The organism is Methylocystis sp., assembly GCF_051061285.1.
In the GTDB taxonomy this organism is placed as follows: Bacteria; Pseudomonadota; Alphaproteobacteria; order Rhizobiales; family Beijerinckiaceae; genus Methylocystis.
This window is the reverse complement of record NZ_JBPFEA010000006.1, coordinates 136,307-158,683: the sequence shown is the minus strand read 5'-3', so window position 1 is coordinate 158,683 and position 22,377 is coordinate 136,307. Positions and strand designations below refer to the sequence as shown.

The 22,377-nt window shown below is 64.4% G+C and carries 22 protein-coding genes and 1 pseudogene; 15 read left to right on the top strand and 8 right to left on the bottom strand.

Going from position 1 to position 22,377, the window contains the following annotated elements; all coding sequences use genetic code 11:
- Positions 1–58: 58 nt before the first annotated feature.
- The gene (locus tag ACR65T_RS01690) at positions 59–745 is read right to left on the bottom strand and encodes a hypothetical protein (protein ID WP_434494855.1); all 687 of its coding nucleotides are present in this window, start codon (positions 743–745) and stop codon (positions 59–61) included.
- 376 nt (positions 746–1,121) lie between these two features.
- Here ACR65T_RS01690 and hisB point away from each other — a divergent pair, with 376 nt between their 5' ends.
- The 10 genes from hisB (at position 1,122) to ACR65T_RS01640 (ending at position 8,142) form a co-directional block, all read left to right on the top strand.
- The gene (gene hisB, locus ACR65T_RS01685) at positions 1,122–1,718 is read left to right on the top strand and encodes an imidazoleglycerol-phosphate dehydratase HisB (RefSeq protein ID WP_434494854.1); all 597 of its coding nucleotides are present in this window, start codon (positions 1,122–1,124) and stop codon (positions 1,716–1,718) included.
- Between the two features lie 34 nt (positions 1,719–1,752).
- The gene (locus tag ACR65T_RS01680) at positions 1,753–2,178 is read left to right on the top strand and encodes a DUF2628 domain-containing protein (protein ID WP_434494853.1); all 426 of its coding nucleotides are present in this window, start codon (positions 1,753–1,755) and stop codon (positions 2,176–2,178) included.
- The gene (gene hisH, locus ACR65T_RS01675; protein ID WP_434494852.1) at positions 2,175–2,825 is read left to right on the top strand and encodes an imidazole glycerol phosphate synthase subunit HisH; all 651 of its coding nucleotides are present in this window, start codon (positions 2,175–2,177) and stop codon (positions 2,823–2,825) included. Before ACR65T_RS01680 ends, hisH begins: the two co-directional genes overlap by 4 nt.
- Complete coding sequence (gene hisA, locus ACR65T_RS01670) at positions 2,822–3,568, top strand: 1-(5-phosphoribosyl)-5-[(5-phosphoribosylamino)methylideneamino]imidazole-4-carboxamide isomerase (RefSeq protein ID WP_434494851.1); 747 nt, start codon at positions 2,822–2,824, stop codon at positions 3,566–3,568. Before hisH ends, hisA begins: the two co-directional genes overlap by 4 nt.
- Positions 3,565–3,948, top strand: coding sequence for a hypothetical protein (locus tag ACR65T_RS01665; RefSeq protein ID WP_434494850.1), 384 nt, complete (start codon positions 3,565–3,567; stop codon positions 3,946–3,948). Before hisA ends, ACR65T_RS01665 begins: the two co-directional genes overlap by 4 nt.
- The gene (locus ACR65T_RS01660) at positions 3,938–4,237 is read left to right on the top strand and encodes a hypothetical protein (RefSeq protein WP_434494849.1); all 300 of its coding nucleotides are present in this window, start codon (positions 3,938–3,940) and stop codon (positions 4,235–4,237) included. The genes ACR65T_RS01665 and ACR65T_RS01660 overlap by 11 nt, the downstream gene beginning before the upstream one ends.
- Positions 4,237–5,016, top strand: coding sequence for an imidazole glycerol phosphate synthase subunit HisF (gene hisF, locus ACR65T_RS01655; protein ID WP_434494848.1), 780 nt, complete (start codon positions 4,237–4,239; stop codon positions 5,014–5,016). Before ACR65T_RS01660 ends, hisF begins: the two co-directional genes overlap by 1 nt.
- 169 nt (positions 5,017–5,185) lie before the next feature.
- Positions 5,186–5,509 (top strand): phosphoribosyl-ATP diphosphatase, encoded by a 324-nt coding sequence (locus ACR65T_RS01650; protein ID WP_434494847.1) that lies wholly within the window; start codon positions 5,186–5,188, stop codon positions 5,507–5,509.
- A complete protein-coding gene (gene coaA / locus ACR65T_RS01645) occupies positions 5,506–6,468 on the top strand; it encodes a type I pantothenate kinase (protein ID WP_434494846.1) in 963 nt (320 codons plus the stop codon). Before ACR65T_RS01650 ends, coaA begins: the two co-directional genes overlap by 4 nt.
- Positions 6,469–6,531: 63 nt before the next feature.
- Positions 6,532–8,142, top strand: a complete 1,611-nt coding sequence (locus ACR65T_RS01640; protein ID WP_434494845.1) for a Na+/H+ antiporter — start codon at positions 6,532–6,534, stop codon at positions 8,140–8,142.
- Between the two features lie 230 nt (positions 8,143–8,372).
- Here ACR65T_RS01640 and clpB read toward each other — a convergent pair whose 3' ends face one another.
- Positions 8,373–10,997: an ATP-dependent chaperone ClpB gene (clpB, locus tag ACR65T_RS01635; protein ID WP_434494844.1), complete on the bottom strand. Its 2,625-nt coding sequence runs from the start codon at positions 10,995–10,997 to the stop codon at positions 8,373–8,375.
- 339 nt (positions 10,998–11,336) lie between these two features.
- On the opposite strand from clpB, the gene ACR65T_RS01630 reads away from it, so the two are divergent.
- On the top strand, positions 11,337–12,104 hold the full coding sequence (locus tag ACR65T_RS01630) for an MOSC domain-containing protein (protein WP_434494843.1): 768 nt from the start codon (positions 11,337–11,339) through the stop codon (positions 12,102–12,104).
- A gap of 108 nt (positions 12,105–12,212) precedes the next feature.
- Here the strand turns inward: ACR65T_RS01630 and ACR65T_RS01625 are convergent, their stop codons facing one another.
- From ACR65T_RS01625 to htpG, 3 genes are all read right to left on the bottom strand, one after another.
- Entirely contained in the window at positions 12,213–13,088 is an 876-nt protein-coding gene (locus tag ACR65T_RS01625) for a DUF4167 domain-containing protein (RefSeq protein ID WP_434494842.1), read from the bottom strand.
- Positions 13,089–13,606: 518 nt separating this feature from the next.
- Complete coding sequence (prmC, locus tag ACR65T_RS01620; RefSeq protein WP_434494841.1) at positions 13,607–14,506, bottom strand: peptide chain release factor N(5)-glutamine methyltransferase; 900 nt, start codon at positions 14,504–14,506, stop codon at positions 13,607–13,609.
- 2 nt (positions 14,507–14,508) lie between these two features.
- Entirely contained in the window at positions 14,509–16,419 is a 1,911-nt protein-coding gene (gene htpG / locus ACR65T_RS01615) for a molecular chaperone HtpG (RefSeq protein ID WP_434494840.1), read from the bottom strand.
- 474 nt (positions 16,420–16,893) lie between these two features.
- Between htpG and ACR65T_RS01610 the strand changes: the two genes are divergently transcribed.
- Positions 16,894–17,301 carry a DUF2794 domain-containing protein gene (locus ACR65T_RS01610; protein ID WP_434494839.1) on the top strand — a complete coding sequence of 136 codons (408 nt, stop codon included), beginning with the start codon at positions 16,894–16,896 and terminating at the stop codon, positions 17,299–17,301.
- Between the two features lie 36 nt (positions 17,302–17,337).
- Here the strand turns inward: ACR65T_RS01610 and ACR65T_RS01605 are convergent, their stop codons facing one another.
- The gene (locus tag ACR65T_RS01605; protein WP_434494838.1) at positions 17,338–18,582 is read right to left on the bottom strand and encodes an NAD(P)/FAD-dependent oxidoreductase; all 1,245 of its coding nucleotides are present in this window, start codon (positions 18,580–18,582) and stop codon (positions 17,338–17,340) included.
- Between the two features lie 92 nt (positions 18,583–18,674).
- On the opposite strand from ACR65T_RS01605, the gene purB reads away from it, so the two are divergent.
- On the top strand, positions 18,675–19,982 hold the full coding sequence (purB, locus tag ACR65T_RS01600) for an adenylosuccinate lyase (protein ID WP_434494837.1): 1,308 nt from the start codon (positions 18,675–18,677) through the stop codon (positions 19,980–19,982).
- Here the strand turns inward: purB and ACR65T_RS01595 are convergent.
- Positions 19,936–20,424 carry a DUF2721 domain-containing protein gene (locus ACR65T_RS01595; protein ID WP_434494836.1) on the bottom strand — a complete coding sequence of 163 codons (489 nt, stop codon included), beginning with the start codon at positions 20,422–20,424 and terminating at the stop codon, positions 19,936–19,938. The two genes, purB and ACR65T_RS01595, sit on opposite strands and share 47 nt — an antisense overlap.
- Positions 20,425–20,491: 67 nt before the next feature.
- Positions 20,492–20,617, bottom strand: a pseudogene (locus ACR65T_RS01590) (AAA family ATPase); the annotation flags it as partial.
- A 90-nt stretch (positions 20,618–20,707) separates the two neighbouring features.
- Here ACR65T_RS01590 and ccmI point away from each other — a divergent pair.
- Together ccmI and ccmE are read left to right on the top strand one after the other, a co-directional pair.
- A complete protein-coding gene (gene ccmI, locus ACR65T_RS01585; RefSeq protein ID WP_434494835.1) occupies positions 20,708–21,823 on the top strand; it encodes a c-type cytochrome biogenesis protein CcmI in 1,116 nt (371 codons plus the stop codon).
- Positions 21,824–21,880: 57 nt separating this feature from the next.
- Positions 21,881–22,318 (top strand): cytochrome c maturation protein CcmE, encoded by a 438-nt coding sequence (gene ccmE, locus ACR65T_RS01580; RefSeq protein ID WP_434494834.1) that lies wholly within the window; start codon positions 21,881–21,883, stop codon positions 22,316–22,318.
- The last annotated feature ends 59 nt before the right edge of the window (positions 22,319–22,377 follow it).

The window sequence follows — 22,377 nt, the reverse complement described above, 5'->3', positions numbered from 1 at the left end:
GGAGCGGTAACAGGGCGGCCGCGCCATTCGCCAGTTGGGCTGGGGTTCACTGCAAGACTCACTTGCGCGGGGCGCCGGCGAGCGGCGCGGGAAAATCCAGGACCTCGCGCGTATAGGTCTCATGCACCTCGGAGAGAGGACGTTGATCGCGCGCATAGACCACGGCCGTGTGCTCGAAGAGGTCGTGCGGAATGGAGAGCGCGCCGCCGGCATTTTCAGGCGAGGCCGTCGGGATGGCCGAGAACTCCCAGCCCTCGGGCAAGGGCGACCAGCGCACTTTCATTTCGACAGTGCGACGGAACGGCTGCAGCGGGGCGATGGCCTTGCCGAAGGGCGTTTCCGTCGTCTCCAGCGCGTGGTTCATTTCATCGGAAAGCCGTCCAGGCACATACCAATTGTCAGCCTCCGAGAGCACGTGATCGCCGCAAGCGAGCTGCACGCGCCGGTAGTTCACCGGCTCCTCGTCGCTGACGTCGAGCCGCCGGCGCGTCTCCGCGCTCGGCCGCCGGTCGATTCCAGCGACGCGGCGGGCGACGATCTTGGGCTCGGCGGACATCTTGTGATCGGCGCACCATTTCTCAAGCGTCGCCGTCGCGCTGCGGCTTGCGAGCAGGGAGGCGTTGAGCGTTTGCATGAGCGCCAGCGCTTCGATGCGCGACACGAAGCCGTCCCGCCAAGGCTCGGCGATCGCCGGAATGGACATCAAAGACGCCGCGAGGAGCGCGAAACCGAGCCTAAGTCGCATGTTTAAGCCTCCTTACGGCGCCGCGGCGCCATAGATTTCTCGCCGCGACTTCGCGATTCCGCCGGCCGCCACCGGCCGAAGTCGCCGCCGCTGCGGCATTTAGCGTCTTCTTGATGCGTTGTCGCCAAGCTACAAGCGCCTGCCGGCGTCGGTTGAATTGCCGTGGTCGCGCTTAACCAGGGAATCGACGCGAATAGACGGAGCATTCTTTGTTTTGCGTCCGATGTGCCGACAAGCGGCGTTGGTTGGCGCGCATCTCGCTTCTCTTTGACGCCCGAGCGGTTCGGGTGGCGAATCCGGGGCGGAGTTGCTACAAGCTGGCCGCTTGCGGCCGCAGTCGCCGGAAACGCCGGTAGGGCCCAAGAAAAGGCTGGAAATGCGCAGCGCCACGCTCGAGCGCAACACCAAGGAAACCAAAATCTCGGTCACCGTCGACCTCGACGGGGACGGCCGCTCGGACATATCGACCGGGGTGGGATTTTTCGATCATATGCTCGACCAGATCGCCCGTCATGCGCCGCTGGATCTTACCGTGCGCGCTGAGGGCGATCTGCATATCGACGGTCATCACACGGTTGAGGACGTCGGCATCGCCATCGGCCAGGCGGTGGATCGCGCGCTTGCAGACCGCAAGGGCATTTCCCGCTATGGCGACGCGCATGTGCCGCTCGACGAGGCGCTGACCCGCGTCGTCGTGGACGTCTCGGGCCGGCCCTTCCTCGTTTACGAGGTCGCATTTCCGGCGCAGCGGATCGGCGGCTTTGACACCGAGCTGATGCGCGAATTCTTCCAGGCCTTTGCGGTTCACGCCCGCGTCGGGCTGCACATCGAATGTCTGCGCGGCGTCAACAGCCACCATATCGCCGAAAGCGCCTTCAAGGGCTTCGCGCGCGCCTTCGGCAAGGCGGTGGCGATCGATCCGCGCCGCACGCAGGGGGAAGCGCCTTCCACCAAGGGAACGCTCACCGCCTGAAAAGAGGCGGGTGACGCCGACGAGGGGACGGCCGATGGCGATATTCACTGTTCATTTTCCGCGAATGGCGTCGGGCCAGCCTCCCGCGCCGGACAAGATCGTCTTCTTGCGCGACGGCTTTTCCTGGCCGGCCTTTATTTTTGGTCCGTTCTGGCTGGCCTGGCGCAGAGCTTGGCTCGTCGCGGGGCTGTGGACGCTTCTTCTCGTCACCCTCGCGCTCATCGCCTGGAAGCTGCGGGTGTCGCGCGACGCGATGTCCTGGCTGACGCTCGGGCTCGCTGTCTGGCTCGGTTTCGAGGGGGAGCGGCTCGTCGGCTGGAATTTGGCGCGTCGCGGCTATGTCGAGCAGGATCTCGTCATTGGCGATGACCTCGACGAGGCGGAGGCGGCCTATTTCCACCGCCATCGCCCGTCTCAGCCGATCGCGAAAGACGATGTCGCTGGGGAGCCCGCTCCTTGACGACCGCGATCATTGACTATGGGTCGGGCAATCTGCATTCCGCCTTGAAAGCCTTTGAGCGCGCCGCCCGCGAGTCGCAGGCGCAAGGCGACATTCGCGTCACCAGCGACCCCGACGTCGTGCGCGCCGCCGAGCGCGTCGTGCTGCCGGGCGTCGGCGCTTTCGCCGATTGTCGCCGCGGCCTGATGGCGATCGAGGGTCTTTACGCCGCCCTGCAAGAGGCGGTCATCGACCGTGGCCGGCCGTTCTTAGGGATTTGCGTTGGGATGCAGCTCATGGGCGCGCGCGGCCTTGAACATGGCGAAACGCCGGGCCTCGGCTGGATTCGAGGCGACGTCGCGGCGATCGAGCCTGCGAATCCTTCGCTGAAAATCCCGCATATGGGCTGGAATACGCTGACGTTGAGCCGGGAACATCCGCTCTTTGCCGGCGTGCCGACGGGAGAGCGTGGATTGCACGCCTATTTCGTGCACTCGTTTCAGCTGACGCCGGCGTCGCCGGACCACGTCCTGGCGACGACCGACTATGGCGCGCCGCTCACCGCGGCCGTGGCGCGCGACAATCTCGTCGGCGTGCAGTTCCATCCCGAAAAAAGCCAGAGGCTGGGCCTAGCGCTGATCGGCAATTTCCTGAGGTGGCGTCCGTGATTCTGTTTCCCGCAATCGATTTGAAGGAAGGTCAGTGCGTGCGCTTGGCCCAGGGCGATATGGACCGCGCGACGGTGTTCAATGACGACCCCGCCGAGCAGGCCCGCGCCTTCCAGCGGGTCGGGTTCGAATATCTGCATGTCGTCGATCTCGACGGCGCCTTCGCGGGGGCGCCGCGCAACGCTCGGGCGGTCGAATCCATTCTCGCCGCGCTGACGATTCCCGTGCAGCTTGGCGGCGGCATTCGCGACATGCGCACGCTGTCGCGCTGGTTGGAAAAAGGCGTTGCGCGCGTCATCATCGGCACGGCGGCCGTCAAGGATCCGTCTTTCGTGCGCGAGGCGGCGCGCCTTCACCCGGGCCGCGTCGCCGTAGGGGTCGACGCCAAGAATGGTTTTGTCGCCGTCGACGGCTGGTCGCGGGCGACACGCATGTCGGCGCTCGATCTCGGCAAGAGCTTCGAAGACGCGGGCGTGAGCGCCATCATCTACACCGACATCTCTCGCGACGGCGTTTTGACCGGTCTCAATATCGAGGCGACCTTGGCGCTCGCCGACGCCTTGACGATTCCCGTTATCGCCTCCGGCGGCCTCGCGTCGCTCGCCGACGTGGAGCGGCTGCTGCAGCCCGACTGCCGCAAGCTCGCCGGCGCCATCACCGGGCGGGCGCTCTACGACGGGCGGCTCGATCCGGGGCAGGCGTTGGCGATGATTCGAATGGCGAGGGAGGCGCAGCCGACGTGAGGCCCGGCGACGCAATCGGAAATTTCACCTCCCGTGCTGGAATCGTGCGCGTGCGAAACGCGCTCAATCCCATGCTTTGGACCACGGCGGTTGTCTTTCCGACGAGTTTGCTCGCGGCGTATTTTTTCCGCGATGACGTAGTTCTGAAATACGCGCTTGCAGCATTTGGCGCCATCCCTGTGCTCGTGACAATTATTTCTTACTTTATCTTTCTGTTCAAAGACCCCGACCGCCTTCAATCGGAAGAATATTTGTTGCGCCACCAGGCCATGCAAATACTTTATAGGAAGGAGGCGGAGAGTGAAGTCGTGGAAGTTGTCGACGAAGAGCCGCGCCTTGAAATCGAGCCCAACCCTGGGAGCAACAGCGATGAATCGTAAAGTATACATCCTCGTTTTCTCGCCTGACGCGGCATGGGTGCATACGGAAGCTAAGCCGATTGCCGGCATCTTGAACGACGGCGACGGCATTTATGTTTTGGATGGAAACATCCTGTTTCTAAAGACGGCGCAGAATGTAGAAACGCTCACCGAGCGTCTTAAGTCGAGCCTGACTGGTAAGGCGCAGTTTTTTCTCGCGGACGTCAGCGAAACCGCTCGCGCGGGCAATATGGCGCCCAAATTCTGGAGCTATCTGCGCGAAGCGGAAACTCTGGCGCCAGCCGCCTAATGCTGAAAGCGCGCGTCATTCCCTGCTTGGACGTGAAAGGAGGACGCGTCGTCAAAGGCGTCAATTTCGTCGATCTGCGCGACGCCGGCGATCCGGTCGAATGCGCCATCGCCTATGACGCCGCCGGCGCCGACGAACTCTGCTTCCTCGACATCACCGCAAGCCATGAAGACCGCGGCATTCTGCTGGACGTCGTGCAGCGCACGGCGGAAGCCTGCTTCATGCCGCTGACTGTGGGCGGCGGCGTGCGCACGCTGGACGACATCCGCAATCTGCTGCTCGCCGGCGCCGACAAGGTCTCGATCAATTCCGCCGCCGTGGCCAATCCCGGCTTCGTTCGCGAAGCGTCGGAAAAATTTGGCGCGCAATGCATCGTCGTCGCCATTGACGCCAAGCGCGCAGCCGAGGGACGCTGGGAAATCTTCACCCATGGCGGGCGCCGCGCAACGGGGATCGACGCAGTGCAATACGCGCGAGAGGTCAGCGAACTCGGCGCCGGCGAAATCCTGCTCACCTCGATGGATCGCGACGGCACGAAAAGCGGCTTCGATATCGCGCTGACGCGGGCCGTCGCCGACGCGGTGCAGGTGCCGGTCATCGCCTCGGGCGGCGTTGGGACGCTCGATCATCTCGTCGCCGGGGTCAAGGAAGGCCATGCGAGCGCCGTGCTCGCCGCGTCGATCTTCCATTTCGGCGAATATTCGATCCCGCAGGCGAAGCTTCATATGGCGGCGGCGGGGCTGCCGATGCGCCTCGACGGCCTGGAGGCGATGGGATGAGCCAAAAATGTCATCGCGCCGTCGCCACGACCCCCTCCCTGTCCCTCCCCCGCTTCGCTTCGCTCGCGGGAGAGGGGACGCTAACGATCGGCGTTATCGAAATCCCGATGAAGCGCGGAATCTACTCCCTCTCCCGCGCAGCGGGGGAGGGTTGGGGAGGGGGCCTGTCATGAGTTTCACGCTCGACGATCTCGCGGCGCTCATCAAAGCACGGCGCAACGACAGCGCCTCGACCTCCTATACGAAGACCCTGCTCGACGCCGGAATGCCGCGCATCGCCAAGAAATTCGGCGAAGAGGCGGTCGAAACGGTGATCGCGGCGATGGAGGGCGACCGAAGCGCGCTCATCAATGAAGCCGCGGACACATTCTACCATCTTCTGGTCATGCTCGAAGCGCGGGATATTTCGCTGGGCGACGTGTGGCGCGAACTGGAGCGGCGCACGAAACAGTCCGGGCTTGCGGAGAAAGCCGCGCGCGGAGCAAAGGAATGACGGTGGCGGAGCTCGTCCCCAACAACGAGGCTCTTTCCCCCTACCGGCATTTTACGCGCGCCGAATGGGCGTCGCTGCGCGCCGATACGCCGCTGACGCTGACGCTCGATGATCTCGTCCGGCTGAAATCGCTCAACGATCCGATCTCGCTCGAAGAGGTCATCGAAATCTATCTGCCGCTGTCGCGCCTGCTCGCTCTTTACGTTGCGGCGACGCAAGGCCTCTTCAAGGCGACGCAGCGCTTTCTCGGCGCCGAGGACGGCAAGGTTCCCTACATCATTGGCGTCGCCGGTTCCGTCGCCGTGGGGAAGTCCACGACGGCGCGCGTCTTGCGCGCCCTGCTGTCGCGCTGGCCGAATACGCCGAAAGTGGAGCTCATCACCACCGACGGATTTCTCTTGCCCAACAGAATCCTTGAAGCCGAAAGTCTCATGGACAAGAAGGGCTTTCCGGAAAGCTACGACAACAAATCGCTGCTGCGATTTCTCTCCGACGTGAAGGCGGGACGGCGCAACGTCTGCGCGCCGGTCTATTCGCATATGACCTATGACGTCGTCGAGGGCGAAGCGAGCTGCGTCGACCGGCCCGACATTCTCATCGTCGAAGGCGTCAACGTTCTGCTTGCGCCGCGCATGCGCGACGGCCGCGAAATTCCCTTCGTCTCCGACTTCTTCGATTTTTCGGTCTATCTCGACGCGCCCGAAGACGTGCTGGAGCGATGGTATGTGGAGCGCTTTCGGCGGCTTCAGCAGACGGCGTTCCGCGATCCGCAATCCTACTTCCGCGTCTATGCCGATCTCGACGCAGAGGAGACGACGCGCGTCGCAAAAGACATATGGACGCGCATCAACCTCGAGAATCTGCGCCAGAACATCGCCCCGACGCGTCCGCGCGCGAGTTTGATCCTCACCAAGGACGCCGATCACAGGATCGAGGAAGTGGCGCTTCGGAAGTTGTAAGCTTGGCTTCATCGGCGTCGCGGAGCTCGCTCTGCCGCTGGGGCGCGGCAAAGAGGTGAGCGCATGCTGGCGGGTTTGCAAATCCTCGTCTTTCTTCTCGCGGCGGTGGCGTTCGTCGCCTTCATCGCCTTGCGCTCCGGCGTCGCCTCGCCGATCCTGCTTGTCGCATCGGGCGTGCTGATCGCAGTGGCGCCTGGCGTGCCCGCCTTCGTGCTGGAGCCGCAATTTGTGCTGCTCCTCGTGCTGCCGCCGGTGATCTACATTTCCGCGATCAACATGAGCTGGCGGGAGTTTCGGTCCAATCTGCGGCCAATACTTCTGCTCGCCGTCGGCTGCGTCGTTTTCACCACAATTTCCGTTTCGGTTGCGACGAATTGGCTGCTCGGCTGGCCTTTGGCGGTTGGTTTCGTCCTCGGCGCGATCGTATCGCCTCCCGACGCCGTCGCGCCGCTCGCCATTGCGCGACGCATGCAATTGCCGCGGCGCATTTCGGTCATTTTGGAGGGAGAGGGTCTCGCCAATGACGCCACGGCGCTTGTGCTTTATCGCTTCGCGGTGGCGGCGGTCAGCGTCGGCTCCTTTTCCCTGGCGCAGGGGGGCGAGACGTTCGCGGCGATTATCGCCGGCGAGATCGTGTGGGGTCTTGGCGTCGGCTGGACGATGCTGCGGCTGCGTCGCTTCATGCGCGATCCGCGCATCGAAATCACCCTCTCGCTGATCACGCCGTTCTTGGCCTATTGGCCGCCTGAGCATCTCGGCGGCTCGGGCGTCATCGCGACGGTTGCGGCCGGTCTCTACATCAGCTGGAAAGGGCCGAGGCTGATCAGCGCGGCGACGCGTCTGCAAGGCGTGTTCTTCTGGGATTTCTTTCTGTTTTTGATCGAAGGTCTGGTTTTTCTCTTCACCGGTCTGCAGGCGCAGGCGCTCTTTGCGCGTATCCAGGACCATTCGATGTACGAACTGACGACGTCCGCCGCGATCGTTTCGCTCGTCGTGATCCTTGCGCGCTTCGTGTGGATTTTTCCGCTCACCTATCTGCCGCGCTGGCTCATTCCGCCGCTGGCGCGACGCGATCCTTCGCCGCCCTGGCAATGGCCGTTCATCATTTCCTTCACCGGCGTGCGCGGGATTGTCTCGCTCGCCGCGGCGCTGGCGATCCCGCTCGCCGCCGCGGACGGCGAGCCGTTTCCCTATCGCGACTCGATCTTTTTTCTCACCTTCTGCGTCGTGATGGTGACGCTCGTTTTCCAAGGGTCGGTGTTGCCCTGGATCATTCGCAAACTCGGCCTCGTTAAAACCGGCATGAGGGAACGCGTCCTCGACCGCGCTGAAGAGCTGCGCGCCCGCCACGCCGCGATCGAGGCGTCGAGCGCGAAACTCGCGCGCTTTGGCGCGGAGAATGAGGTCCCCGAAGAAGCGATGAACTCGCTGCTCGCGCAACAGGACTACTTTCTGTCGCGCGTCCGCATGAAATGCGAGGAAAATGAAGAACGCCGCGCGCTGACGGCGCTTCACGACGAGATCGACCTGCGGCTCATCGCCGAGGAGCGTAACCTGATCAACGGCATGCTGCCGGAAGGCAAACTCACCGACGAAGCCCGCCGTCGGATTGAGCGCGAACTCGATCTGCGCGAAGCGGATGTGCTGAATCGGAGGAAAGAGCGGCTGGGGTAGGGCGACGCGCCGCGTCAAGAATGCGGCGCTCGGGAAATGTGAAGAGCCCCCTCCCTGTCCCTCGCCCGCTTCGCGGGAGAGGGGACGCTAACGACCGGCGTTGGCGATCAGGACAAAAGAGGGCGCGCTCTGCTCCCTCTCCCGTCCGAAGTCGGCTGTTGCCGGCTTCGGCGTCGCCGCCCAAACCGGGAACACCCGGTTTGCGCAGCGGGGGAGGGTTGGGGAGGGGGTTACGCGTTCCCCACCGTTCGCAGCAGCGGCGGCGCGGCATGTCGATGCGCCGACTTGCCGTCGATGACGAGGCCTGAGGCGTCGGCCGACACTTCGACGCTCGCGCCGTCGATGATCTCGCCCGCGAGCAGCCGCTCGGCAAGCGTGTCCTGCAATTCCTTCTGCATGACGCGCTTCAACGGCCTTGCGCCATAGGTCGGATCGTAACCCTTCGCCGCGAGCCAATCACGCGCCTTGGCGTCAAGATGCAGCGTGATCTTGCGATCTTCGAGGAGCTTCTGCAGCCGCTTGACCTGGATGTCGACGATGGCGCCCATGTCCTCGCGCCGCAGGCGGTTGAACAGGATGATCTCGTCGACCCGGTTCAGGAACTCCGGCCTGAAATGCGCTCGCACGACCTGCATGACTTCGCTGTGCACGGCGGAGGAATCCTCGCCCTCCTTCTGCATGACGAGGAATTCCGAGCCGAGATTCGACGTCATGATGATCAGCGTGTTCTTGAAATCCACCGTGCGGCCTTGGCCGTCGGTCAGGCGGCCGTCGTCGAGCACCTGCAGCAGCACGTTGAAGACGTCGGGATGCGCCTTCTCGATTTCGTCGAAGAGCACGACCTGATACGGCCGGCGGCGGACGGCTTCGGTCAACGCGCCGCCTTCCTCATAGCCGACATAGCCGGGCGGCGCGCCGATCAGCCGCGCGACCGAATGCTTTTCCATATATTCGGACATGTCGAGCCGCACCATGGCCGTCTCGTCGTCGAACAGAAACGCCGCGAGCGCCTTCGTCAGCTCGGTCTTGCCGACGCCCGTGGGGCCAAGGAAGATGAAACTGCCGATCGGGCGGTTCGGGTCTTGCAGTCCGGCCCGCGCGCGGCGCACGGCGGTCGACACGGCGACGACCGCGTCATGCTGGCCGACGACGCGCTTTGCGAGCTCGTCCTCCATGTGCAGCAGCTTCTCGCGTTCGCCTTCGAGCATCTTGTCGACGGGCACGCCGGTCCAACGCGAGACGACCTGCGCCACGTCATTGGCGGTGACCTCCTCGTCGACGAGCGTGTCGGCTTCGGTTTCCGTCTCCGCCAACTTCCTTTCGAGATCGGGAATTACGCCATAGGTAAGTTCGCCGGCGCGCTGATATTCGCCGCGCCGCTGCGCCTGCGCCAGTTCGTTACGCGCCGCTTCAAGCTGCTCCTTTAGCTTCTGCGCCGCGCCGAGCTTGTCCTTCTCGGCTCGCCAGCGCGCGGTGAGCGCCGCCGATTTTTCTTCGAGGTCCGCGAGTTCGCCTTCGAGCTTCGCCAGGCGATCCTTTGACGCCGTGTCCGTTTCCTTTTTGAGCGCTTCCTGCTCGATCTTCAGCTGAATGATGCGCCGGTCGAGTTCGTCGAGCTCCTCGGGCTTCGAGTCGATCTGCATGCGCAGCCGCGACGACGCCTCGTCGATGAGATCGATCGCCTTGTCCGGCAGGAAGCGGTCGGAGATGTAGCGGTTCGACAAAGTCGCCGCGGCGACGATCGCGCTATCGGTGATGCGCACGCCGTGATGGAGTTCGTATTTCTCCTTCAGGCCGCGCAGGATCGAGATCGTATCCTCGACGGTCGGCTCGTCGACAAAGACAGGCTGGAAGCGCCGGGCGAGCGCCGCGTCCTTTTCGACATGTTTGCGGTATTCATTGAGCGTCGTCGCGCCGACGCAATGCAATTCGCCGCGCGCCAGCGCGGGTTTGAGCAGATTGGAGGCGTCCATCGCGCCATCGGCCTTGCCGGCGCCGACGAGCGTGTGCATCTCGTCGATGAACAGGATGATATTGCCTTCGGCGGCGGTGACTTCGTTCAGCACCGCCTTCAGCCGCTCCTCGAATTCGCCGCGATATTTCGCGCCGGCGATCAGCGCGCCCATATCGAGCGCGAGCAGCTTCTTATCCTCGAGCGATTCCGGCACGTCGCCATTGACGATGCGCAGCGCCAGACCCTCGACGATCGCGGTCTTGCCGACGCCGGGCTCGCCGATGAGCACGGGATTGTTCTTGGTGCGGCGCGACAGCACCTGAATCGCGCGGCGGATCTCCTCGTCGCGGCCGATCACCGGATCGAGCTTGCCCTCGCGCGCCGCTTCGGTGAGGTCGCGGGCGTATTTCTTCAGCGCGTCATAGGCGTTTTCGGCGGAAGCGGAATCCGCCGTGCGGCCCTTGCGCAGATCTTCGATCGCGGCGTTGAGCGTCTGCGGCGTCACGCCGGCGGCGGCAAGAATTTTCGCGGCCTCGGAGTCCTTCTCCATCGCCAGCGCCAACAGCAGCCGCTCGACGGTGACGTAAGAATCGCCCGCCTTCTGGGCGATCTTCTCGGCGTTGTCGAAAAGCCGGGCGGTCGCCGGCGCGAGATAGAGCTGGCCGGCGCCGGCCCCCATCACTTTCGGCAATTTCGCGAGCGCGGCTTCGGTTTTCGCCAGCGCCTCGCGCGAGCGCCCGCCGGCGCGGTCGATCAGCCCGGCGGACAGGCCCTGGTCGTCATCGAGCAGGACTTTCAGGATGTGCTCGGGCGTAAACTGCTGGTGGCCTTCGCGCGTCGCCATCGACTGCGCCGACTGCACGAATCCGCGCGCGCGTTCGGTGTATTTCTCAAAGTTCATTTTTAGCCCCTCTGACCATGAGGCGGCCCTTTAATTAGCGGCGCGCCTCGCGTCCAAAATTTTCTCGTTCAAGGCCCCTTGCGGCGGCCCTCGTGGTCGATATGGGAACGGCTAGGCGTTGGTAAAGGGGGTGCGGCGCGAAAGCGCGGACTCGGCCGCAAGGAAAGATGTATCGGTTAACCGCGCCCGCCCCGACAGCGCGCCATCCCCATAGAGCGCGAGCGCCACAAGCGACGTCATCGCATAGACCAAGCCCGAGGCGATGGCCGAGTCTGTTTTCCTAACGGGCGGGCGGGTGTAGGCAAACCGCCTCGACTTGTCATCGAAACAGGGACGTCCATGCGACTCGCCACTCTCTACCGCTATCCCGTCAAAGGCCTCTCGCCCGAGCCGCTGGACGCCGCCGATCTGAGGACTGGCGATTATTTTCCGGGAGATCGGCTGTTTGCGCTGGAAAACGGCCCTTCAGGCTTCGATCCCGCCGCGCCCGAGCATCAGCCCAAGATCAAATTCCTGATGCTGATGAGGAATGGCGCGCTTGCGGGTCTTGCGACGCGTTACGACGAGGCGACAGGCGCATTGACGATCGCCAGGGCAGGGCGCGAGGTCGCGCGAGGAGATTTGCGGTCCGCCGAAGGGCGCGGCGCCATCGAGGCCTTCCTCACCGGCTTTCTTGGGCCGGAAATCCGGGGCCGCGTGCGGCTTCTGGCTGCGCCCGACGGCTTTCGCTTCACGGATTCAAAGTCGGGATTTGTCTCAATCGTCAATTTGGCGAGCGTCGCGGCGATTGCGCAGGCGCAGGGGGCCGCACTCGATCCGCTGCGGTTTCGCGCCAATCTCTATGTCGCAGACATCGGCGCATGGGCCGAAGCGGCGCTCCTGGGGCGAACCCTGTCGATCGGCGGCGCCCGGCTCGAGGTGCTCAAAATGACCGATCGCTGCGCGGCGACCGGCATAGAGCCGGGCACGGGGCGGCGCGACATGGATCTCGTTCAGACGCTGCGCCAGAACTTCGGCCACATTGATTGCGGCGTTTACGCGCGGGTGATCGAGGGTGGCCGGATCAAGGCCGGCGACGCGATCAGCTTCGACCCCGAAGCCCCTTGAGCGCTTCCCGATCACATGGACTCATGTGATCGATAAGGAATCGCACAACATCAAAATGTTGGAGCAGGTTCTCGTCGAAAAAGTCTGTCAACTTTTTCGGAACCCGCTCTAGAACCGATCTGGCTCGAGCGGAAGTTCGCCCACCTGCGGCGCGTCATCGTCCCGTGCGCCGCCGGCGACGTCATCCATCGGCGGGCGCGGGCGCCGGCGCCGGCGTGAACTCAAATGATAATTGACTCCGCCCTCGTGTTCACGCGGCGCATTCTCGCGCTCGAGAACGGGTTCCGCTCCCGCGCTCTCGCTGGGAGGGGCGGCGCGCGCCACTGGCGCGGTGATGAATGAAGGAAGCGCCGTCCCTGCTTCGCTCTCGGCGGCGCTGGCCTCGGGGCGCGGCTGGAAGCGGCGGTCGCGGCCGCGCTCATATCCCTGGTGGCGAGGACGGTCCCCGCCTTCGGCGTTGCGGTCCCGGTTAAACGGCGGTCGTTCCGGCCGCTGCTGCCGCTCAGGACGCTCGGCGCGTTCGCCGGCGCGCATTTCGCCGATCGGGCGCTCCTCGAAAGGCTGGGGCTGCGGCTGCGACTGCGAAAAATGCGGCTGCGGCTGCGGTTGCGGCGCGAACGGCGGCGGCGGCTGGAAGGCCGGGGCCGGCAGCCGTTCGGCGAGCGGCGCGAAACGGTCCGGAAGCGGGGCGAAATCGTCATCGTCCTCGGAGGTGTCGATTTCCGCTTCCAGCTGCGGGCGCCCATAGCCGTTGACTTGCTGCTGTTGCTGCGCGGCGGCGATCAGCCGGAAATAGTGCTCCGCATGCTGCAGCAGGCTCTCTGCCATGATCGTGTCGCCGGAAGACTGCGCGTCGCGCGCGAGTTGAAGATATTTTTCGGCGACATGCTGAGCCGTGCCGCGGATCTTCACGTCGGGGCCATTCGACTCATAGGATCGTGTAAGCGGATTGGGCCCCTTGCGGTTGTTGCTCCGTCCGCGCATTCTCTTGTTTTGCCCTGGTCTCATCAAACTCCCCGAAATCTTGCTGCGCTCGGCCCCGCCTGCGCGGCGTTCCCAACAACGTCGCCGCTAAATTCCTTCGCCCGGCGCATGCGCCAACGGACAGGCGACAGCAATCCGTTTCGGACCTCAAGCTTCGATAACGCTGTGCGCGAGTCGATTTCCTCAAGTCGGCCGCAATCGGCGGCCCCACGTCGCTCTGCGCCAATTCCCCTCAGCGCAACTGCTTGATGTCCAACGCGACTGCATGCCTGCCTAACGGACCACAACGCCCCCGACAATCGAAGTGGTCTTCACTCCGGCGCTTTCATGTCGATTTCGACGTTGCTCCTGGCCGGTCGTTTCGGGCTGCCGTTCGCGAAGCGGAGCCAAAGCGTTTCGAGTTCACTCTCGAAGTTGGCGATCGGTTGGACCTGGGATGACTATAGTGGAGGGGGTGGCCCCCAACAAGGCCGAGCGCGGCGAGAGGGGCCAAAAAAGGGGTCACTGTCGCCAATATGTCACGGCCTTGACGGGTAAAGCCGCGCCGCGACAACCCTCTCGTGGCCTGCAATGTCGCGCGCCACACGCTCGATTTTGAAGCCCTGGGCGTCCAACAGCGCCGCGACGCTGGCAGCTTGATCGAAGCCGACTTCGAACACGATGACCGTGTCCTCGTCAATAAGCCGCGGCAGGTCGCCGATGATCTCCCGATACCGCTCGAGCCCGTCGGACCCGCCGTCGAGCGCCAGCGCCGGATCATGGAGCCGCACCTCGGGATCGAGCCCTGCGATGTCCTCCGTGCGCACGTATGGGGGATTGGACACGATGAGGTCGAAACGCCCCTGAAGCGCCTCCGCCCAGCGGCCGCGCACAACCACCGCGCGGTCCGACAGGCCGCAACGGGCGAGATTTGCGGCGGTCGCCGCGCAGGCGTCCTCCGAGAGATCGACGGCGACGGCGCGCGCGGCCGGAAGCTCGCTGAGAAGTGCGCAGGCGATAGCGCCCGAGCCGGCGCCGAGATCAAGAATCGAGAGCGGCGCGTCGCGCCGTTCCGCAACGAAGCGCAACGCCGTCTCGACCAGCGTTTCGGTGTCGGGCCGCGGATCGAGCACTGACGGCGCGACTGCGAGGTCGAGCGTCCAGAATCCGCGCTCTCCAAGAATGCGCGACACCGGCTCACGGGCGGCCCGTCGCGCCGCATAGCGGGAGAGGGCGCGCGCCTCCTCCTGAGAAAGCGGCGCGCGCGGCGTCATGGCGAGTTCGAGCCGCGTTAGCCCTGTGGCGGCGCGCAGCAGAACGCGCGCGTCCTCCTGCGCGTCGTCGACCCCCCGCGCGCCGAGATAGTCCGCAACTGTCGCGATCGCCTGGGCGCGCGTCAGCGGATCGCTCGTTGCGGCCTTCCTCGCGCCCAGACTCATCTCTACCCCCGGCTGGCGAGAAGCGCCGTCAGCCTTTTTGCGAAAGCCGCTGCGTCGATGGGATGCTCGCCGTCGGCGACGCGGGCGAGATCGAGCAGGAGGAGCTGTTCGTCGCGCGTCGCTTCGCGCCCCTTTGTGCGCAAGGCCGTCGCCAGCGCGACGATCGCTTCATGCCTCGGGTTGATCTCCAAAACTGGCTTTCCGAAGGCCGCCTGTTGTCCATGTTCGGCCAGAAGGCGGGACAATTGGCGATCAAATCCAGTATCGGGCGCCACCAGGCAAACGGCGCTGTCGGTCAACCGCGTCGAGGCGCGCACGTCGTCGACATATTCGGCAAGCGTCTCCTTGAGGGCCGCCAGCAGGTCGGCGACGTCGGCGGGCGCCTCGGTGTCCGTCTTCGCCTCGTCGATGAGCGCGACCGCGTCGATGTCGGCCTGGCCCTGCGTGACGGATTTGAACGGCTTGCCCTCGTAGCCGAGCGCGCTCGTCACCCAGAAGGCGTCGACCGCGTCGTCGAGAAGCAGCACCTCGACGCCTCTCGCCTGGAAGCCTTCAAGCTGCGGGCTGGCGCGCAGCCGCTTCATATCGTCGCCGACAAGATAATAGATCGCGGTCTGATTTTCCCTCAGATCGGCGACGTAATCCCTGAGCGTGCGGGTTTTTTCCTCGGACTTCGTCGAGGCGAACCGCGCAATTTCGAACAGAGCGTCGCGGCGGCTCGGGTCTTCATGCAGCCCCTCCTTGATCACCGAGCCGAAATTCTTCCACACGTCCGCGAATTTTTCCGGCTCGGCGTCGGCGAGCTTCTTGAGTTCCTGCAAAATGCGCGTTGCGATAGCCTTGCCGATCGCGCCGGCGACGGGGCTTTTCTGCACCATCTCGCGCGAGACATTGAGCGGAATGTCGGCGCTGTCGACGACGATGCGCATGAACCGCAGCCAGGCGGGCAGCAGCTCCATGTCGCGCGAGATCAGCACGCGCCGCACATACAGCTTGGATTTGCTCTTTCGCGCCGGGTCGAAGAGATCGAAGGGCCGCGTCCCAGGAACAAAGGCGAGCACCGTATATTCGGTGCGTCCTTCGGCGCGCCAGTGGGCGATCAGCGCGGGCTCGTCCAGCTGACCGGACAATTGCCGATAGAAGTCGACATATTGCTCATGCGTGATTTCGGACTTGGGCTTCGTCCACAGGGCGACGCCTTCGGCGATTCGCCGAGGCTCTTCGCCCGGCGCCGCGATGAGATCAATCGGCGCGGTGATCGCGCCCGAGTGCTCGCGCACGACGCTTTCAACCCGCCAGCCGTCGAGAAATTCATCGCTCTCGGCGTTGAGATGCAGCGTGACGCGGGCGCCGACGGCGGGCGCCGCTTCGAGCGGCAGAGCCGCGATCTGATAGGAGCCCTTGCCGTCTGAACTCCACAGCCAGGCCTGATCCTGGCCGGCGCGCCGCGTCGCGACCTCGACGCGGTCGGCGACCATGAAGGCGGAGTAGAAGCCGACGCCGAACTGGCCGATGAAGCCGGCGTCCTTCTCCTTCCCGAGCTTGTCGAGAAAGGCGCGCGTTCCCGAATTGGCGATGGTGCCGAGGGCGCTGATCAGCTCCTCGCGCGACATGCCCACGCCATTGTCGGCGATCGCCAGCGTGCGCTTCTCCTTATCGAGTGAGATCGTGACCAGCGGCGCGGCGGCTTGCGCGGCGAGTTTTTCGTCGGAAAGCGCCTCGTAACGCAGCTTTTCGCAGGCGTCGGCGGCGTTCGAGACGAGTTCCCGTAGAAAGACGTCGCGCTCCGAATAGACGGAGTGCGTCATCAGCTCGAGCAGCCGCGCGACGTCGGCCTCAAAACCGAAGTCGGCGGCGGTTTGCGGATCGGCGGCGGGAGCCGCGGCGGCGACGGATGCGGCGTCGTCGGTCATGTTCTCTCCGATGAAAAGAAAAAGAGAAGGCACGTCGCGCTCGACGCGACGGCGGCTCTTGAGTTCGTCATTGTTGCGGAATTTGCAAGAGCCTCGGCGGCGGGGCGCCGCCGCGGGGCCGCTAAAGGCGGATAGGCAGCCCGCTAAAGCTAGACGAGCCGGCGCGGGAGCGAAACTCCCGGCCGGCCCGACCATCGCCACGACCTCTATATCTCGGAACCACACGCTTCGGGGGGCTGGGGGGCTGACGAAACCGAAAACGCGTGGCCTCGAGCTGTCGAGGCAATGAACTTCATTTTGGGCGGCGCGTTTGGCTGGCAAGGGGCGCCAAGTCGGCGAAAGTATGATTCTTCCCAGCCAAATCTTATCAGCGCGCAAGGACGCGAAGATTCTCGTCGTAAACCAGTCATTAAGTCTTGCCCGGCGCATTCTTGCGGGCCAACATGGTTAAGAGAGATCGAGGAGAGCGGACGCATGGCGGAGTCGGAGACGACGGAGCCCAGCCGGGTTCGACCCGCGCTCGTCGTCGTGAACGGCGCTTCGCCGGAAGCGGCGCAGGCCCGGGGAGACAAGCGCGGCGCGGCGGTTTCGTTCAGCCGCCCCGAACTCAACGTCATCTTCAATGTTTATGGAGCGAAAGTCGCGCAGGGGGAATGGCGCGACTATGCCATCGACTTCACGCCGGCGAAGGCCGTGTTCTCGATTTTTCGGCGCGCAAGCGAGGCGCCGCTGTATCGAATCGAAAAGGATCCTGCGCTTTCGCGTCGACAAGGCGCCTATGCCGTGATCGCAGCGACGGGGCTCGTGCTTCGGCGCGGCCATGATCTTTCGAGGGTGGTGCGGGTTTTGGATCGCGCGCTTAAACTTGTCGGCGCCGAATAGGCTCGCGAAAATCTCACAAAACCGCGCGCGGAAAGATCAGAAGCGATCGGCGCGATAGGGCGCGGGATCGATGAAGGGTTGTTCGCCCGTCATCATGTCGGCGAGGAGCCGGCCGGAAACCGGCCCAAGCGTCAGCCCATGATGCGCATGGCCGAAATCGAACCATAGTCCGCGATGACGCGGCGCCGGACCGACGATCGGCAGCATGTCGGGCAGGCAGGGCCGCGCGCCGCGCCAGGGTTCCGGGTCCAGCCGCTCCGCCAGCGGAAACAATCGGCGCGCCGTCGGTTCGCAAACCTCGATCTGCACCGGCGTCGGCGGCGCGTCGCGGCGGGCGAATTCGGCGCCGCTCGTCAGCCGGACGCCGCGCCGCATCGGCGCCAAAAGATAACCGACGTCGGCGTCGAGGATCGGATGATTGAGCTTTGCGCCGTCCTTCGCGGCGTAATGCATGTGGTAGCCGCGCTTCCAGCCAAGCGGAATGCGGTAGCCGAGCGGTCCGTAGATGGCGTCCGACCAGGGGCCGAGCGCCGCCACCGCCGCGCCCGCGACGAGCGGCCCGTTCGCCGTCTCGACGCGCCAACGCCCATCCGGCTCTTGCGAAAGGCTGCGCGCGTCTCCGGAAAGAAACTGGCCGCCGCGTGAGACAAACAGATCGGCGTAGGCTTTCGAGAGCGCGGCGGGATCGATGATCGCGGCGGTGTCACGGTAATGGATACCGCCCATGATCGGGGCGAGATCGGGCTCCAGCGAAGCGACTCCGGCGGCGTCGAGCGTATCAATATGTAAGCCATAGGCGCGCAGCCGCTCGGCGTCGGCGACGCCATGCGCCAGAGTCGCCTCCCCGCGATGCAGCTTGATCCAGCCGGTCCTGCGCAGCAGCTCGCCGGCGCCTGCCTGCTGGATCAGCGCCTCATGCTCGCTCAGGCTGTGTTCGATCAGCGGGCGCCGCGCTTCGATATTCCGCCGCACCCGTTCAGGCGCGCTCTCGCGCCAATAGCGCAGGAGCCATGGCCCCACCGCCGGGAGCGCCGAGAAATGGTAATGCGCCTCAGGGAGAAGGTTCAGCGCATATTTGATGAGCTTCGCCGGATCGCGCGGGAACAGATAGGGGATGAGCGAAGAGCGTTCGATCAAGCCGGCGTTGCCGAAGCTCGTCTCCTGACCCACGGTGCCGGCGCGATCGATGAGCGCGACGTCGCGGCCGCGGGCCTGCAAATGCAGCGCGGCGCTCACCCCGACAATTCCGGCGCCAAGAACGACGACATCCGTCGACTGCATGAATCCTCCCACCTGATCAGCCCATATATGGACTTTGATGCAACGCGCATGCTAGGCGCCTCTCTCTTCCTCAAATTTTCAAGGCGCGCCGGATGATCCCCCGCTATTCCAGACCCGAGATGACCGTGATTTGGGAGCCGCAGACGCGGTTTCGCATCTGGTTCGAGATCGAGGCCTACGCCTGCGACGCGCTCGCCGAGATTGGCGTCATCCCCCGGGAGAGCGCCAAGGCGATCTGGGACAAAGCGGATTTCGTCACCTTCGACGTCGCGCGAATCGACGAGATCGAACGGGTGACGAAGCATGACGTGATCGCCTTTTTGACCCATCTCGCCGAATTCATCGGCGCCGAGTCGCGCTTCGTGCATCAGGGCATGACGTCTTCGGACGTGCTCGATACTTGTCTTGCCGTGCAATTGTCGCGCGCCGCGGATCTGCTGATCGCCGACGTCGACGCGCTGCTGTCGGCGCTCAAAACGCGAGCGTACGAACACAAATACACGCCGACGATCGGACGCTCGCACGGCATTCACGCCGAGCCGACGACGTTCGGGCTGAAACTGGCGCAGGCCTATGCCGAATTCACCCGCGCGCGGGAGCGGCTGGTCGAGGCGCGCCGGGAAATATCGACCTGCGCGATTTCAGGCGCCGTCGGCACTTTCGCCAATATCGATCCGCGCGTCGAAGACTATGTCGCCCATAAGATGGGCCTTACGCCCGAGCCGATCTCGACGCAGGTCATTCCGCGCGACCGCCATGCGGCTTATTTTGCGACGCTCGCCGTCGTGGCGTCGTCGGTCGAACGGCTCGCCATTGAAATCCGGCATCTTCAGCGCACCGAGGTGCTTGAGGCGGAGGAATATTTTTCCCCCGGGCAGAAGGGCTCTTCCGCCATGCCGCATAAACGCAATCCGGTGCTGACCGAGAATCTGACCGGCCTCGCGCGGCTGGTGCGCGGCATGGCGATCCCCGCGATGGAAAACGTCGCGCTTTGGCACGAGCGAGATATTTCGCATTCTTCCGTCGAGCGCATGATCGGGCCTGACGCGACGGTCACTCTGGACTTCGCGCTGGCGCGTTTGACGAGCGTGATCGACAATCTCGTCGTCTATCCCGAAAATATGCGCAAGAATCTGGAGAAGCTCGGCGGACTCATTCATTCGCAGCGCGTGCTTCTGGCGCTGACCCAAAAAGGCGTTTCGCGCGAAGACGCCTACGCCATGGTGCAGCGTAACGCCATGCCGGTTTGGCGTGGCGAGGGGGATTTCCGCGCTCTGCTTCGACAGGACAAGGACGTGAGCGCGAAATTGTCGCCGTCAGAGTTGGACGCGCTCTTCGACCTCTCTTATCACTTCAAACATGTGGACGCGATTTTCGCGCGGGTGTTTGGGGAGGCATAGCGCCGCCGCTAATCTCAATATATCCGAGCTGCAATTCTCTCGCGAAGGCGATCAGCGCGGCGGTGAAGAGCGCCATCGCCAGGGCGAACAGCAATCCCGCGCCATACTCGTGGCGTACAGGAAGGTAAGCCGCCCCGAAGCTGACGATGACGAGAACGCTCGTCACGATACAGCTCGCCACGCTCCAATACATGGCGTAATGCATCAGCAAGCCGCGCCTTCTGAGGATCCGCAGTTCAGATTTCACATCGGCGTATTCGGCGCTGTCACTGTCCGTTCGGTCGATGCTTCTCGAACGATCGACGATGCGCTCCAACCGTGAGACGAGCACCGACAAGAGCTGCGCCTCGGCTGCAAGCAGGAAGGCGGCGCCAGTGACCTGCGAGATCAAAGCTGTTCGATCGATGGCGTGTTGGAGATGAGCATGAGGGTCTCGGAGCATGAGGTCTCGCATGACGGGATCCAGCGCAGTTCCGATGAGGCGCGCCTGTCAGTCAAGTCTTACCGTGACGGCCGGCGAGATAGAGGCTGGACTCGCCCGCGCCATTGGCGCCAGTCACGATCGTGAGCCGCCCCGGCGCAAGGACCAGATCGCGAATGGATCGATAGCCGGAAATCGTGAGCCGCGTGATCACAATGCCTCCCTGGCGGCAATATCGATGGACGGGCGCGAACGGGCAACGGCCGCCCTTCCAATAGGGAGCGCAAAGCCTTAAAGAGCAGGCATGATCTGGCTTATCTTCGCCTTGCTGACCGGCGCCGCGGTGATGGCGGTGCTGGCGCCGCTCGCCATGCGGAATGGGGCGCAGGATGAAAGCGCCGCCGACGTTGCGTTCTTCGAGGAGCAGATCGCCGAAATCGAGCGCGAGCGCGAGGAGGGGCGCCTCGACGCGCCGGACGCTGACGCCGCGAAGACCGAGGCGGCGCGCCGACTGCTGCGCGCGGAAGCCGAGCCAAAGGCGAGGGTCGTCGCCTCGCGCAAACTCGCGCTCGCCGCGGCGCTCGCGGCCATCGTGGTCATACCCGCCGTCGCGCTGATGCTTTATGCGCGGCTCGGCCATTCCGACATGCCGGACATGCCGCTGACGGCGCGGCTCGACTCCGCGCCGGACCGCAATGACCTCTCCGGCGCCGTCGCGCGCATCGAACAGCATTTGCGCGAGCATCCCGAAGACGGCCGCGGCTTCGAAGTCATCGCGCCATATCTGCTGCGCACAGGGCGCGGCCAAGACGCCGTCCACGCCTATTCGGAAGCGCTGCGACTTTTGGGCGCAACCGCGGCGCGACATGCGGCGCTCGGCGAAGCGCGCGTCGTCGTCGCTCAAGGCGTGGTGACGCCCCAAGCCAAGAAAGATTTCGAGGCGGCGCTCGCGCTCGATGCGGCGGCGCCAGAGGCGCTGTATTATCTTGGACTCGCCGCGGCGCAGGCCGGCGAGAAGGACAAGGCGATCGCCATCTTTTCCAAGATGGCTGCTGACGCGCCGGCCGACGCCGCTTATCTGAAGGCTGTCAACGCCCAACTCGCCATTCTGCGCGGCGAGGCGAATCCGCCGGTCGTCGCGCGCGGGCCGTCGAGCGAGCAGGGTAAAGCGATCGCGGCGATGCCCGCCGATCAGCGTCAGGCGATGATCCGCGGCATGGTGGATCGTCTTGCCTCGCGGCTCGAGTCCAAGGGCGACGACGTCGAGGGATGGCTAAAGCTCATTCGCGCCTATAGCGTCCTCGCCGAGACCGAAAAGGCCAAAAAGGCCGTGACCGAGGCGCGCAAGGCGCTCGCCAGCAAACAGGACGACATGGCCCGCATCGAGGCGCTGGCGAAGGAGCTGAATATCGGAGGCTAGACGTTTTGCCTCTTCGCGAGAGCGGCCATGCGTGGCCGTACGGGAGCGATCTGAATAATGACGCGTAAGGGAAAGCGGCTGACGTTGATTGCCGGAGCGATGGCGATTCTTGGCCTCGCCGCCGGGCTTATGTTGTTCGCGCTGCGCGACAATATCGTATTCTTCTACACGCCGTCGGAGCTTGCGAAGAAGCAAACGGCCTCCGGTGCGCGGCTGCGCATCGGCGGACTGGTGAAGGAAGGCACGGTGGTTAAGAATGGCCAAGATGTGCGCTTCACTGTCACCGACAAGACGAGCGATCTTACGGTGTCCTACACAGGCCTACTGCCGGATCTCTTCCGCGAAGGGCAGGGGGTCGTCGTCGATGGCGTGCTGCAGCCTGACGGAGCCTTTCGGGCCGACAGCGTGCTCGCCAAGCACGACGAACGCTACATGCCACGCGACGTCGCCGACGCCTTGAAGAAGCAGGGCGTCTGGCAGGGAGACGCGAAGTGAGCAATATTCGCGCGCGTCAAGAAAGGTCGCGTCAGCCCTCTCCCTTCGGGAGAGGGTGG